Source organism: Candidatus Methylomirabilota bacterium (assembly GCA_035315345.1).
In the GTDB taxonomy this organism is placed as follows: Bacteria; Methylomirabilota; Methylomirabilia; order Rokubacteriales; family CSP1-6; genus CAMLFJ01.
Map to the genome: position 1 here is coordinate 30,201 of DATFYA010000215.1, position 12,524 is coordinate 42,724.

The window sequence follows — 12,524 nt, forward strand, 5'->3', positions numbered from 1 at the left end:
GACCATGCCCGACACCACGACGCCCCGATCGACCGAAGAGACCCGACTGCTCGAGCGCGCCCGTCAGCGCCTGCCCGGCGGCGTGCTGGGGACCTCCCGCTACGCCGACGACGTGGGCTTCGTGGTCAAGCGCGGCCAGGGCTCCAAGATCTACGACGTGAGCGGCCGCGAGTACATCGACTACGTGATGGCCTCGGGCCCGCTGGTGCTGGGGCACGCCCATCCCGCGGTGGTGGCGGCGGTGCGCGAGCAGCTGGCCGGCGGCACGACCTACTTCATGGTGACCGAGCCGATCATCGAGCTGGCCGAGGAGATCTGCCGCGCGGTGCCGTGCGCCGAGCAGGTGCGCTTCACCTCGACCGGCTCGGAGGCGACCTTCTTCGCCCTGCGGGTCGCGCGCACCGCGCGGCAGCGCGACAAGATCCTCAAGTTCGAGGGCGGCTATCACGGCGCCCACGACTACTCGATGATGTCGTCGGCGCCCCGCTCGCCGAAGGCGTTTCCGGCACCGGTGCCGGACTCCTCGGGCATCCCGCACGCGCTCGAGGACGAGGTCCTGGTCGCGCCCTACAACGACCTGGCCACCGTGGAGGGCATCGTGGCCACGCACGCCGACGAGCTGGCCGCGGTCATCATCGAGCCCTTCCAGCGGCTCATCCCGCCCCAGCCCGGGTTCCTGGCCGGGCTGCGCGAGATCACGCGGCGCCACGGCGTGCTGCTGATCTTCGACGAGGTCGTCACCGGCTTCCGGCTGGCCTACGGCGGCGCGCAGGAGTACTACGGCGTGGTGCCGGACATCGCCTGCGTGGGCAAGATCGTGGGCGGCGGCTTCCCGCTCGCCGCGGTGTGCGCCGCCGCCGACCTGATGCAGCCCTTCGACCCGGGGCGCGACGGCCGGGGCGAGTTCATCTCGCAGTCCGGCACGCTCAACGGCAACCCGATCGCCGCGGTCGCGGGTCTGGCCACCCTGGCCGAGCTACGCAAGCCGGGCGCCTACGAGCGGCTGCTCGGCACCGGGCGGAAGCTGATGACCGGCCTCGCCGAGATCGCGGCGCGTTCCGGCTTCGCCGCGCAGGTGGTGGGCGAGCCGGTGGTCTTCGATCTGCTGTTCACCGCCGAGCCGGTGACCGACTACCGCTCACTGCAGAAGGCGGACGGGGCGCGAGCCCGCGCCTTCACCACCGAGCTGATCAAGCGCGGCGTGGTCAAGAACACCCAGAAGATGTACATGTCGCTGGCCCACACCGACGCCGACGTCGCCACCACCCTCCAGGCCTGCGAAGACGCCCTGAAAGCGCTCTGACGGGGTCAGCGCTCTGACGGGGTCAGGTCTTGCATTACGACATTTTCGCCGCGTCAGGCGACAACGCCGCGCGTTCCGAAAATGTCGTAATGCAAGACCTGACCCCGTGGTGACGACCCCATGCTGAAGCTGGCGGAGTGCACGTGTCGGGAGGCGGCGCGGCTGGCGCGCGACGCGCGGGTGATCGTGCTGCTCCCGCTGGGCGCCGTCGAGCAGCACGGCCCCCACCTGCCGCTGCTGGTGGACTGGCTGGGCGCCGAGGAGCTGGCGCGCCACGTGGCGCCTCACCTGCGGCGCGCGGGCTATCGTCCGGTGCTGGCCCCGTCGCTGCCCTACGGGGCCAGCCCGCTGGCCGAGGCGTGGCCTGGCACCGTCTCGCTCTCCGTCGGCACGCTCCGCCGCGTGATCGTGGACGTCGTCGGCAGCCTGGCCCGTCACGGCTTCCGTCGCTTCGTCCTCGCGAACTACCAGGCCGATCCCGGTCACCTGCGGGCGATGGCCGAGGCCAAGCGCGCGCTGACCCGGCCCGGCGCCCGGCGGCGGACGCGCGCCGGCGCGGGCCGCCTGCAGATCCTGTTCGCCGGCTTCAGCCCGGAAACGTCGAGCCTGGCCGCGATGCTCAACCCGGCGGTGCTGCGCCTGTCGCGGAGCCCGAACCCGCAGGGCGAGTGGCACGCGGGCGAGCTCGAGACCGCGCTGGTGCTGGCCTGTCGTCCGCGCCTGGTGCGCCGAGCGCTGGCCCGCCGACTGCCGCCGGCCTGGGTGGACTTCCGCGGCGCGCTCGCGCGCGGCGCGCGGCGATTCGAGGAGATCGCGCCGGGCGGCGCCGGCTACTTCGGCTGGCCCGCGGCGGCGAAGGCGGCGACCGCGCGGCGCGTGCTGGCGCTGCGGGGCCGGCTGATGGCGCGCGAGATCCTTCGCGCGCTCGGACCCGCGCCGCGCGGGGGCCGACGGCCGAGTGGACGGGGCCGTTCGTCGCGACTAGACTAAGGGACCGGATCCACCCACTCGCGCAGGCGGGAGGCACGACCATGGCCGACTACCGGTTCAACCCAGACGCCACGGCTCCGATCACCGCGACGGCGGCGGCCGAGCAAGTGACCGCGTTTCTCCGAAAGGTCTATGGCTGGATGTTCGTCGGCCTGGGCATCACCGCGGTGGTCGCCTACCTGGTGGTGTCCTCGCCCGCGCTCGTACGGACGATCGCGTCGAACCAGGTCCTGTTCCTGGTGCTGATCCTGGCCGAGCTGGGCCTGGTCTTCTATCTCTCGGCGCGCGCGACCAGCCTGGCCCCGAACACCGCCGCCGGGCTCTTCGTGGTCTACTCGGCGCTGAACGGGGTGACCCTGTCGCTGATCCTGCTGATGTACACCGGGGCGTCGATCGCCACCACCTTCATGATCACCGCCGGCATGTTCGGAGCCATGGCCCTGTTCGGCTCGACCACGAAGAGGAGTCTGGCCGGGTTCGGCCAGTTCCTGATGATGGGGTTGATCGGGCTGATCCTGGCGTCGATCGTGGGCATCTTCTGGCACAGCGAGGCGCTGCAGTTCCTGATCTCGGTGGTGGGCGTGGTCGTGTTCACCGGCCTCACCGCGTGGGACGCCCAGCGCCTGAAGGTGATGGCGCTGAGCATCCCGGGCGGCCAGCTGGGCTCCTACGCGATCGTCGGGGCCCTATCCCTCTACCTCAACTTCATCAACCTGTTCCTGATCCTGCTCCGCTTCCAGGGCAGTAGCCGCGACTAGCGCTGGCTGATGAAAAAGCCGGCGCCGCTAGGGCGACTGCAGCGAGGCGGACTGGTACTCGCAGAAGCCCGGGATCAGGTTGCCGCGCCACCATCCGCCCCGGCGCTCGCACTGGGCCCGGAGCTCGGCGTCGGTGTACGTGGGCCCCTGGGGCATCGAGGCGCACCCCGACAAGAGGCCCAGCGCGGCGGCGCCCAGCAGTGCGCCAAGTAGAACGTTCTTCCCTCTGCGGCCGACCCTGCTCACCGTGACGGCAGTCATCTTTACGCGCTCCTGATCCGCGGGCCCGTTCGGTCCGCGCCTTGTACGGGCACGTCGACACCATCGACCACGACTTCAACCGGCCCACCTCCCCCGGGGTTCCCGGGACCTACCCGGCCAGGGCGTAGGCCTGGTCGATGAGCCGGACCGCCCGCAGGCAGTCGTGCACGCTGATCGGCGGGGCGGCCCCCCTCTGCCAGGCCTCGAGCGCGTCGCGGATCGCGGTGGCGTAGGGCGTCTCGATCTCGGTGCCCTTCTCCACCTCGTCGCCGCCGGCGCCGGCCAGTTTTAGGACGCCGTCCTTCAGGGTCAGGATTCCATCGCGGCCGGCCACTTTCCACTCGCCGTCGGTGCCCACGCGCGGGAAGGTGTTGCCGACCTCGATGGTGCCGAGGATCCCGCTGGCCGAGCGCAGCAGCGCGGAGGCGTAGTCCTCGACGCGCTGACCGTGCGCGCGCCGGCTGATCTGCGCGCCGGTCACCTGCGCGTCCTCGCCGGTCAGATAGAGGAACATGTCGAACCCGTGCGGGCCCAGGTTGCGCAGGCAGCCGCCGCCGGCCTCGGCGGGATCGAGCATCCACGCGCTGTCCCACCCCGGATAGCGCGCCGGGCCCGGACGGTTGACGCGGATATAGATGTGGGAGAGCGGCCCCAGGCGTCCCGACGCGATCAGGTCGCGGGCGCGGATCGCGAAGGGCTGGTAGCGCTGCGACAGCGGGACCGACACGAACGCGTTGAGCCGCGCCGCCTTGTCCGCGATGGACTGCACCTCCTGGGCGTTGACGCCCATCGGCTTCTCCATCATGAACGGATAGCCCGCGTCGAGAAGGTCGTGCGCGATCGTGGCCATCTGACGATGGCGGCCGAGCGCGATCACGAAATCCGGACGCGTCTCCTTCAGCATCCGGTGATAGTCGGTGAAGACCGGCGGATCTCCGACCTCGGCCGCGCGCTTGCGGACGAGGCTCGCGTCGCCGTCCTGCACGCCGACGAGCGCGACGTCCGGCATCGCGGCGAAGTGACGGAGATAGGCCGCGTCGTGCACCGCGTGCCAGTGACTGACCTCGATTCCGGCCACGCGAATGGTCATGGCGTCCTCTCGACGAGTGTGTAAACTCCCGCGGCGCCTCCGGCGTCAGATCGGGCAGAGCAGCAAGGGCCGGAACCGGCCGACAATCCCGATCCCCGGAGGGACCTCATGAACGCAGTGTCCCGGTGCAGAAATGTCGCAGTGATCGGCATCGCCGCGCTGTCGTTGACCACGCCCGTCTTCGCGCAGGAGACGCGCGTGGATCGCCGACAGGATCGGCAGGAGCAGCGCATCGACCGCGGCGTCGAGTCGGGCGCGCTGACCCCGCGCGAGACGCGGAGGCTCGAGCACGGCCAGCAGCGCGTGGAGAACGTCGAGACCCGGGCGCAGGCCGACGGCAAGATCACCGGCCGGGAGAAGGCGCGACTCGAGCATGCGCAGGACGTGCAGAGCAAGCGCATCTACCGTCAGAAGCACGACGGGCAGACCCGGTAGCCGACACGCGACCGGGTGGCCGGACGCGGGTCCGGCCGCCCTCGCGCGGTCTCCCCCGATGCATCTAGCGGTACGCGGCCAGCACGGCCTGCGCGACCTCGCGGGTCGTGGCGGCGCCGCCCTGGTCGGGAGTCAGCACCTTCCCGTCGCGATACACCCGCCCCACCGCGCCCTCGAGCCGCCGGGACTCCGCGAGGAGGCCCATGTGCTCGAGCATCAGCGCGGCGGAGAGGATCGTGGCGGTCGGGTTCGCGATGCCCCGGCCCGCGATGTCGGGCGCCGAGCCGTGCACCGACTCGAAGTAGGCCCAGCCGTCGCCGAAGTTGCCGGAGGGCGCGAGCCCCAGGCCGCCCGCGGTCTCGGCGCCGAGGTCGGACAGGATGTCGCCGTAGAGATTCATGCAGAGCACCACGTCCATCGCGCGCGGAAACCGCACGAGACGCCGGGCCGCGTCGTCGACGTGGAAGTGCTCGAACGGCAGTCCGGCCTCGCGCACGAGGCGCCCGACGATCTCGTCGTAGAGGCCGTCCGTCTTCGGCAGCACGTTGGACTTGGTCACCAGCGTCACCTTGCCCGGCTTGCCGCGCGCCTGCCGCCGGCGCGCCAGGTCACAGGCGAAGCGCCCGATGCGCTCGGCCCCGCGCGGCGTGACCACCTTCACCGCGAAGCGCCCCTCGGTGCCGAACTCCCGCACGGTGCGACCGGTGCGATCCGCGATGTCCGGCATGAGGCGTACCAGATCGGCGAGCGGGCCCTCGCGCCCCGGGTAGAGGCCTTCGCTGTTCTCGCGGAGGATGACGTAGTCGATGCCGTCCGGCTCGGCCAGCGGCGAGCGCATGCCGGGGAAGAAGCGGATCGGGCGCACGCCGGCCCACGCCGCCATCTCCCAGCGCAGCCAGGAGACCACCGGCGAGGTCTTCGGGCCCGCGGCGCCGAAGAGCACGCCATCGGCCTCGCGGGCCGCGCGCTTGGTCTCGTCGGGCAGGGGAGCACCCTGCGGCGGCGTCAGGATCTTCAGCGGCAAGCCGGTGCCCATCAGCAGCTCGCAGGTGGCGTCCACCACTTCCGGGCCGATGCCTTCTCCGGGAAGCGCGACGACGGTCTTCATGACGGAAGCCTCCTCCGCTCTAGAACTGCGCGGTGATCCGGGCGCCGCGGGAAGTCTGGCACGCGCCCGATCCGCCGCCGCCCATGCCGCCGGCCGCGTCGAGGAGATCGAAGCGACAGAGCATGGTGCTGCCGCGATCGCCCTTCAACGTGCCGATGGCGCGGTTGCGATGCGTGTTCACGAAGGCCACGTGGTCGGCGCCGGCTCCCCAGTAGGTGCCGTCGATCAGCCCCTGCTGCTCGATCGGCTCCTCGCCGGTCCAGGCCGCCGGGATGTCGCGGCGGTCGATGCCCGCGCGCACGACCTGGTAGGTTCCCCGGAACCGCTCCCCGTCGGGCAGGGCGGCGGCCATCGTGCCGGACTCACCGAAGAGCCCCGATTCCCAGCTCATGGTCAGCGCCGATTCCGAGTGCCCGGGCATCGCCACGCGTCCATTGACCGGGCCCTTCGCGCAGCCCGCCGCGGCGACCGCGGCGAGCGCGATCCCGACGATGCGACGGCTCGACCGTCCTCTCATGGGTCTCCTTCTGCGCTCGCCGCCCTACCATAGCACCGGCCTCGGGGCCTCGCACGGCGGAGCCGGCCCGGTGCTAGACTGCTGGCCACACAGGAGGCGCGCGCCCATGGCCGATCCGCTCTCCGCGATCCTCGACGCGACGCCGGCGCAGCGGCTGGCGACCGGATTCGTGTTCACCGAAGGCCCGCTGTGGCACCCGGACGGGTTCTTCTACTTCGTCGACGTGCGGGCGAGCATGCTGTATCGCCTGCCGCCGGGGGGCGCGCCGGAAGTCGTCCGCGAGAAGACCGGCGGTGGCAACGGCACCACGTTCGACCTGCAGGGGCGGCTCGTCCTCTGCGAAGGCGACCATCGCCGCGTCACCCGTCGCGATGCCGATGGCCGGTTCGAGGTGCTGATGGACCGGTTCGAGGGCAAGCGCCTCAACCGGCCCAACGACGTGGTGTGCCGGTCCGACGGGAGCATCTACTTCACCGACCCGGGCCTGCGGGTGCCGCTGGCCGAGCGCGAGGTTCCGCACGCCGGCGTGTACCGCATCGCGCCGGATGGGGCGGTGAGCCTGGTCGCCGACTTCGAATACCCGAACGGGCTCGCGTTCTCGCCCGACGAGCGCCGGCTCTACGTGGCCAACACTCGGTGGGCGCAGTACATCCACCTGCTCGAGCTGGACGGTCGCGGCCAGATGGTGCGCCGGCGCATCTTCGCCGACATGTCCTCCGACGAGACCGACGGGGTGCCCGACGGCATGAAGGTGGATGTGGAGGGGCGCGTCTACTGCACCGGGCCGGGCGGCACGTGGGTCTTCGCGCCCGACGGCAGGCGGCTCGGGATCATCCGCACCCCGGAGGTGCCGGCCAATCTCGCCTTCGGCGGGCCGGATCTCCGCACGCTCTTCTTCACCGCCCGCACCTCGGTGTACGCGATGCGCGTGAAGGCGCCCGGCCAGCCACACCCGTGGTATGAGAAGCGGCGCGCGCGCGCATGAGGGAGACCATCCTGGTGGTGGACGACGAGGACGACATCCGGCTCGTGGTGCGCCGCATGCTCGAGGCCAAGGGCTACGTGGTACTGGACGCGCGCGATCCGCACCACGCCCTGCGCATCGCGGGCCGGGAGCCGATCGATCTGCTCCTCACCGACGTGGTCATGCCCCTGATGCGCGGCACCGAGCTGGCCCAGCGGGTCCGGGCCCTGGCGCCGTCGGCGAAGGTGCTGCTCATGTCGGCGTACAAGATCGCCGAGATCACCGAGTCGCAGCTGCCGTTCATCGCCAAGCCCTTCACCCCGGAGGCGCTGACCGACAAGGTGGGTCAGCTCCTGCGCCCGTCGAGCTCGCCGTTCACCCGGCGCCCGCCCGCGCGGCCCGGTCCGCCTTGACAAGGCCGCGCCCGCTGTCGCAGTCTTGGCCCGCCCGATCACCCCGATCACCGGCGCGCTCGTGAGAGCCGCGCAGAGAGAGAGGCTGCCATGAGGCCGTTCCGGCGCCATCCGATCCTGACCTGGGTTCTGTTCGTATCCGTCATCGCAGGCATCGTGCTGGCCGGCACCGGGACCTTCGTGGCCCGGGCCGCGGACCCCATCAGGATCGGGCTGGGCATGGCGCTGACCGGCGGCCTCTCGGCCAACGGCAAGCCCGCGCTGCTCGCCCTGCAGATCTGGAAGGACGACGTCAACAAGAAGGGCGGCCTCCTCGGGCGGCCGGTGGAGCTGATCTTCTACGACGACCAGACCAACCCGGCCACCGTGCCCGGCATCTACTCGAAGCTGCTCGACGTCGACAAGGTCGACCTCATCACCTCCGGCTACGGGACCAACCTCATCGCGCCGCTCCTGCCCATCGCGATGGAGCGCAAGCTGCTGGTCATGGGCATCTTCGGGCTGGCCAACAACGAGAAGTACAAGTACCCGAACTACTTCCAGATCTCGCCCAACGGGCCCGAGCCCGAGACCAGCACCGCGCTCGGCTTCTTCGAGCTGGCCGCGCGTCAGAATCCGAAGCCGCAGACGGTGGCGATCGTGGGGGCCGACGCCGAGTACCCGCAGAACGCGCTGGTGGGCGCGCGCGAGCTGATCAAGAAGTTCGGGTTCAAGACGGTCTACGACAAGACCTATCCGCCCAGCACCACCGACTACACCCCGATCGTGCGGGCCATCAAGGCCACCAACCCCGACATCGTGTTCGTGGCCTCCTACCCGCCGGATTCGGTGGGCATGCTGCGGGCCGCGCACGAGGTGGGGCTTCAGCCCAAGATCATGGGCGGGGGCATGGTGGGCCTGATGTTCACCACGATCATGACCAGCATGGGCCCGCTGCTGAACGGCATCGTGAACTACGACTTCTGGGCGCCCGAGCCGCCGTTCCTGGCCATGCCCGGGATCAAGGAGTTCTTGAAGGAGTACCAGGCGCGCGCGGAGAAGGCGGGCGTCGACCCGCTCGGCTACTACCTGCCGCCGTACTCCTACGCCACCGGCCAGGTGCTGGCCCAGGCCATCGAGGCCACCAAGGGCCTCGACCAGCAGAAGATGGCCGACTACATCCGCAACACCGAGTTCAACACCATCGTGGGCAAGATCAAGTTCGGCAAGAACGGGGAGTGGGCCAGGGGGCGCACCCTGATGGTGCAGTACCAGAAGATCCAGGGCACGAGCGTCGAGCAGTTCCGCGGGCCGGGCAAGAAGGTCGTGCTCTACCCCGACGAGTTCAAGTCGGGCAACATCATCTACCCGTACTCGGCGGCGAAGAACTAGCGCGAGCCGCTCCCTGTTCTCCTGGGACCTGCTGGCGAACGCGCTGGTCGCCGGACTGCTGGTCGGGGGTTTCTATGCCGCGGTGAGCCTCGGCATCTCCCTGATCTTCGGCCTGCTCGACATCGCCAACATCGCGCAGCCCGCGTTCCTCATCCTGGGCTCCTACGCGGCGTACGTGCTGAACAGCGCGTACGGCCTCGATCCCATCCTCACCGGTCTGCTCCTCACCCCCCTCTTCTACCTGCTGGGGGCCGCGGTCTATCGCGTCTACTACAGCGCCTTCGAGCGGCGGGGTGAGGAGTCGCTGCGGGGGCTCGTCTTCTTCTTCGGGCTCCTCTTCATCATCGAGGTCAGCCTGAGCCTCAAGTACGGGGTCGACTACCGCCTGGTCGAGGCCTCCTACATCGGCAAGTCCATCGAGTGGGGCGGGGTGGGGATCGCCTACCGCCTGCTGGTGCCGTGCGTGGTGGGCCTGCTGATGACGCTGGCCCTCTATCTCTTCCTCGGCCGCACCTTCTACGGGCGCGCCATCATGGCGGTCTCGCAGGACGCCGGCGCGCTGCGCCTGATGGGGGCCGACCCCATCCGCATCAAGACCATCGCCTTCGGCATCGGCATCGCGGCGTCGAGCCTGGCCGGCGCGCTGCTGATCACGATCGCCCCGGTGGTGCCCTCGTCCGACCGCGACTATATCGGCCGCATGTTCGCGATCACCGTGCTCGGCGGCATGGGCAGCATCGGCGGCACGCTGGTCGCCGCGATCATCCTCGGCGTCGTCGAGAGCCTGATGGGCACCTTCTTCGGCCCCTCGTGGTCGCTCGCGGTGTCCTTCGGGATCTTGCTGATCGCGCTCGCGGTGCGCCCCGCCGGCCTGTTCGGGCGCTAGAGGCGGGCTGATGAAGAAGGCCGCCGAGTCGTTGGGGGTGGGGTAGCGATGCGTCGCACCGGGATCGTCCTGGTGGTGGCCGTCGCGATGGTCGGCGTCGGCGTGCTCCTCGCGTCGGCCAAGGTCAACCCCTACATCTACTTCGCGGGCTACGTGATCCTCCAGTACGTGGTCATCGCGACGGCGTGGAACATCCTGGGCGGCTACGCGGGCTACGTGAACTTCGGCACTCCCGCCTTCTTCGCCCTCGGCGCCTACACCGCGGTGTTCCTCGTCCAGACCGTGCGCCCACCGCTGCCGCTGCTCATCCTGGCCGGCGGCCTGGTGTCGGCCCTGCTCGGGCTCGGCATCGGCTATCTCACCCTGCGCCTGCGCGGGGTGTTCTTCTCGATCGCGACCCTGGCCCTGGCCATCGTGCTGCAGACCGTCATCATCAACTGGGAGTTCGTGGGCGGCTCCCGGGGCCTCAGCGTCATCCGGCCGAGCGGTCCGCCCTTCGGCAACTACGTCACCTTCCTCTTCACGGTGATGGTCGGGCTCGCGGTGGGCTCGGTGCTGGTGGCGCGCTTCATCGAGCGCTCCTGGATCGGCCGCGGCCTCGCCGCCCTGCGCGACAACGAGGAGGCGGCCGAGTGCATGGGGGTGCCGACCCTGCGCCTGAAGCTCTTCGCCACCACCGTGAGCGGCTTCCTCCTCGGGGTGGCGGGGGCGCCGTTCCCCTACTACGTGACGTTCGTCGAGCCCAACTCCGCCTTCGCCATCGACTACGCGGTGAACGCGCTGGCGATGCCGATGATCGGCGGCACCACCAGCTGGGTGGGGCCGGTGATCGGCGCGGTGCTGCTCGGCTCCGCGCAGCAGCTCGCCACCGTGACCATCTCGTCGGAGATGAACCTCTTCATCGTGGGCGTGGTGCTGGTCGCCTTCGTGGTGCTCGCTCCCGAGGGCATTCTCGGCCTGGTGCGACGCCTGCGGGGCCGCTGAGCGATGGCGGGCGCCGGGCTCGAGGTCTCTCATCTCACCAAGCGCTTCGGCGGCTTCATGGCGCTCCACGACGTCTCCATCCAGGTGAAGCCGGGCGAGCGCTTCGGGCTCATCGGGCCCAACGGGTCCGGCAAGACCACGCTCATCAACTGCGTGTCGGGCTCGCTGCCGGTGGACGGCGGCCGGATCGTCTACGACGGGCGCGAGATCACGGGCCTGCCCGCCCACCGGCGCACCCGGCTGGGCCTGGTGCGGAGCTTCCAGATCCCCAAGCCGTTCGGCAGCATGACGGTGCTGGAGAACCTGGACATCCCGCTCGAGTACGCGGCCCACGAGCGCGCCGAGGCGGCCGACGCCGACGCGATGGAGATCCTGCGCGCGATCGGGCTCGAGTCGAAGGCCCACCTGCGGCCGGCCGGGCTCACCCAGATCGAGATGCGCAAGCTCGAGCTGGCCCGCGCGATGGCGGCCCGTCCGCGGCTGCTCATCTCCGACGAGGCGATGGCCGGCCTGTCCCACGCGGAGGTGGACGACATCCTGGCCATCCTGTTCCGGCTGAACGAGCGGGGCATCACCATCATCATGATCGAGCACATCATGCGGGCGGTGATGCGCTTCTCCGAGCGCATCGTGGTGCTGGACGCGGGCGAGCGCATCGCGGAGGGCACCCCGGACGAGATCGTGCGCAACCCGGACGTGGAGAAGGCCTACCTTGGCGAGTAGGATCGTGGTGCGCAACGTCGACGCCGGCTACGGCGCGGTGCGCGTCCTGCACGGCGTCTCCATCGAGGTGCGCGAGGGCGAGACCGTCGCGCTCCTGGGCACCAACGGCAACGGCAAGAGCACGCTGATCAAGTGCCTGATGGGCATGGTCACGCCCGAGGCCGGCGAGATCTTCCTGGAATCCGACGGACAACGCATCGCGCTCGCCGGGAAATCCACCGAGGAGATCGTGGCCCTGGGCATCGCCCTGGTGCCCGAGGGCCGCCGACTGTTCCCCAAGCTGTCGGTGGAGGAGAACCTCCTGCTCGGCGCCTACCGGACCGGCGCGCGCGCCGACATCGCGGCCAACCTGGCCTACGCCTTCGAGGCCTTCCCGGTGCTGGCCGCACGGCGTCGTCAGCTCGCGGGCAGCATGAGCGGCGGCGAGCAGCAGATGCTGGCGGTCGCGCGCGCCCTGATGTCCTCGCCGCGCATCCTCCTCGTCGACGAGCCGTCGGTGGGGCTGGCGCCGATCCTGGTGAGCCGGGTGATCGCCAAGATCCGCGAGCTGAAGGAGCGCCGCCAGCTCACCGTGCTGATGGCCGAGCAGAACTTCAACCAGGCCACCAAGATCGCCGACCGCGGTTACATCATCGTGCACGGCCGCATCGAGTTCGAGGGCCGCAGCACGCGCGAGCTGCGCGAGAACGAGCTGGTCAAGAAGTACTACCTGGGCGTCTGA

Annotated in this window: 15 protein-coding genes; 11 read left to right on the plus strand and 4 right to left on the minus strand. The window is 70.3% G+C overall.

The window, feature by feature from the left end; translation table 11 throughout:
- Positions 1-4 precede the first annotated feature (4 nt).
- From VKN16_27830 to VKN16_27840, 3 genes are all read left to right on the plus strand, one after another.
- A complete protein-coding gene (locus VKN16_27830) occupies positions 5-1,303 on the plus strand; it encodes a glutamate-1-semialdehyde 2,1-aminomutase (GenBank protein ID HME98032.1) in 1,299 nt (432 codons plus the stop codon).
- Between the two features lie 120 nt (positions 1,304-1,423).
- On the plus strand, positions 1,424-2,293 hold the full coding sequence (locus tag VKN16_27835; protein HME98033.1) for a creatininase family protein: 870 nt from the start codon (positions 1,424-1,426) through the stop codon (positions 2,291-2,293).
- A 41-nt stretch (positions 2,294-2,334) separates the two neighbouring features.
- Positions 2,335-3,051 carry a Bax inhibitor-1/YccA family protein gene (locus VKN16_27840; protein ID HME98034.1) on the plus strand — a complete coding sequence of 239 codons (717 nt, stop codon included), beginning with the start codon at positions 2,335-2,337 and terminating at the stop codon, positions 3,049-3,051.
- A gap of 27 nt (positions 3,052-3,078) precedes the next feature.
- Here VKN16_27840 and VKN16_27845 read toward each other — a convergent pair whose 3' ends face one another.
- Both VKN16_27845 and VKN16_27850 read right to left on the minus strand, forming a co-directional pair.
- A complete protein-coding gene (locus tag VKN16_27845) occupies positions 3,079-3,312 on the minus strand; it encodes a hypothetical protein (GenBank protein HME98035.1) in 234 nt (77 codons plus the stop codon).
- Positions 3,313-3,421: 109 nt separating this feature from the next.
- On the minus strand, positions 3,422-4,402 hold the full coding sequence (locus VKN16_27850) for a Gfo/Idh/MocA family oxidoreductase (GenBank protein ID HME98036.1): 981 nt from the start codon (positions 4,400-4,402) through the stop codon (positions 3,422-3,424).
- Positions 4,403-4,510: 108 nt separating this feature from the next.
- On the opposite strand from VKN16_27850, the gene VKN16_27855 reads away from it, so the two are divergent.
- A complete protein-coding gene (locus tag VKN16_27855; protein ID HME98037.1) occupies positions 4,511-4,837 on the plus strand; it encodes a hypothetical protein in 327 nt (108 codons plus the stop codon).
- Positions 4,838-4,901: 64 nt separating this feature from the next.
- Here VKN16_27855 and VKN16_27860 read toward each other — a convergent pair whose 3' ends face one another.
- Both VKN16_27860 and VKN16_27865 read right to left on the minus strand, forming a co-directional pair.
- Entirely contained in the window at positions 4,902-5,945 is a 1,044-nt protein-coding gene (locus VKN16_27860) for an isocitrate/isopropylmalate family dehydrogenase (GenBank protein HME98038.1), read from the minus strand.
- Between the two features lie 19 nt (positions 5,946-5,964).
- Positions 5,965-6,462 carry a hypothetical protein gene (locus VKN16_27865; GenBank protein HME98039.1) on the minus strand — a complete coding sequence of 166 codons (498 nt, stop codon included), beginning with the start codon at positions 6,460-6,462 and terminating at the stop codon, positions 5,965-5,967.
- Between the two features lie 106 nt (positions 6,463-6,568).
- Between VKN16_27865 and VKN16_27870 the strand changes: the two genes are divergently transcribed.
- The 7 genes from VKN16_27870 to VKN16_27900 all read left to right on the plus strand — a co-directional run bounded on the left by VKN16_27870 (position 6,569) and on the right by VKN16_27900 (position 12,524).
- Positions 6,569-7,447: an SMP-30/gluconolactonase/LRE family protein gene (locus VKN16_27870; GenBank protein HME98040.1), complete on the plus strand. Its 879-nt coding sequence runs from the start codon at positions 6,569-6,571 to the stop codon at positions 7,445-7,447.
- Positions 7,444-7,839 (plus strand): response regulator, encoded by a 396-nt coding sequence (locus VKN16_27875; GenBank protein HME98041.1) that lies wholly within the window; start codon positions 7,444-7,446, stop codon positions 7,837-7,839. Before VKN16_27870 ends, VKN16_27875 begins: the two co-directional genes overlap by 4 nt.
- Before the next feature lie 90 nt (positions 7,840-7,929).
- A complete protein-coding gene (locus VKN16_27880) occupies positions 7,930-9,210 on the plus strand; it encodes an amino acid ABC transporter substrate-binding protein (protein HME98042.1) in 1,281 nt (426 codons plus the stop codon).
- Between the two features lie 55 nt (positions 9,211-9,265).
- Positions 9,266-10,096, plus strand: a complete 831-nt coding sequence (locus tag VKN16_27885; protein ID HME98043.1) for a branched-chain amino acid ABC transporter permease — start codon at positions 9,266-9,268, stop codon at positions 10,094-10,096.
- Positions 10,097-10,144: 48 nt separating this feature from the next.
- Positions 10,145-11,080 carry a branched-chain amino acid ABC transporter permease gene (locus VKN16_27890; protein ID HME98044.1) on the plus strand — a complete coding sequence of 312 codons (936 nt, stop codon included), beginning with the start codon at positions 10,145-10,147 and terminating at the stop codon, positions 11,078-11,080.
- Between the two features lie 3 nt (positions 11,081-11,083).
- Positions 11,084-11,803 carry an ABC transporter ATP-binding protein gene (locus tag VKN16_27895; GenBank protein HME98045.1) on the plus strand — a complete coding sequence of 240 codons (720 nt, stop codon included), beginning with the start codon at positions 11,084-11,086 and terminating at the stop codon, positions 11,801-11,803.
- The gene (locus tag VKN16_27900) at positions 11,793-12,524 is read left to right on the plus strand and encodes an ABC transporter ATP-binding protein (protein HME98046.1); all 732 of its coding nucleotides are present in this window, start codon (positions 11,793-11,795) and stop codon (positions 12,522-12,524) included. The genes VKN16_27895 and VKN16_27900 overlap by 11 nt, the downstream gene beginning before the upstream one ends.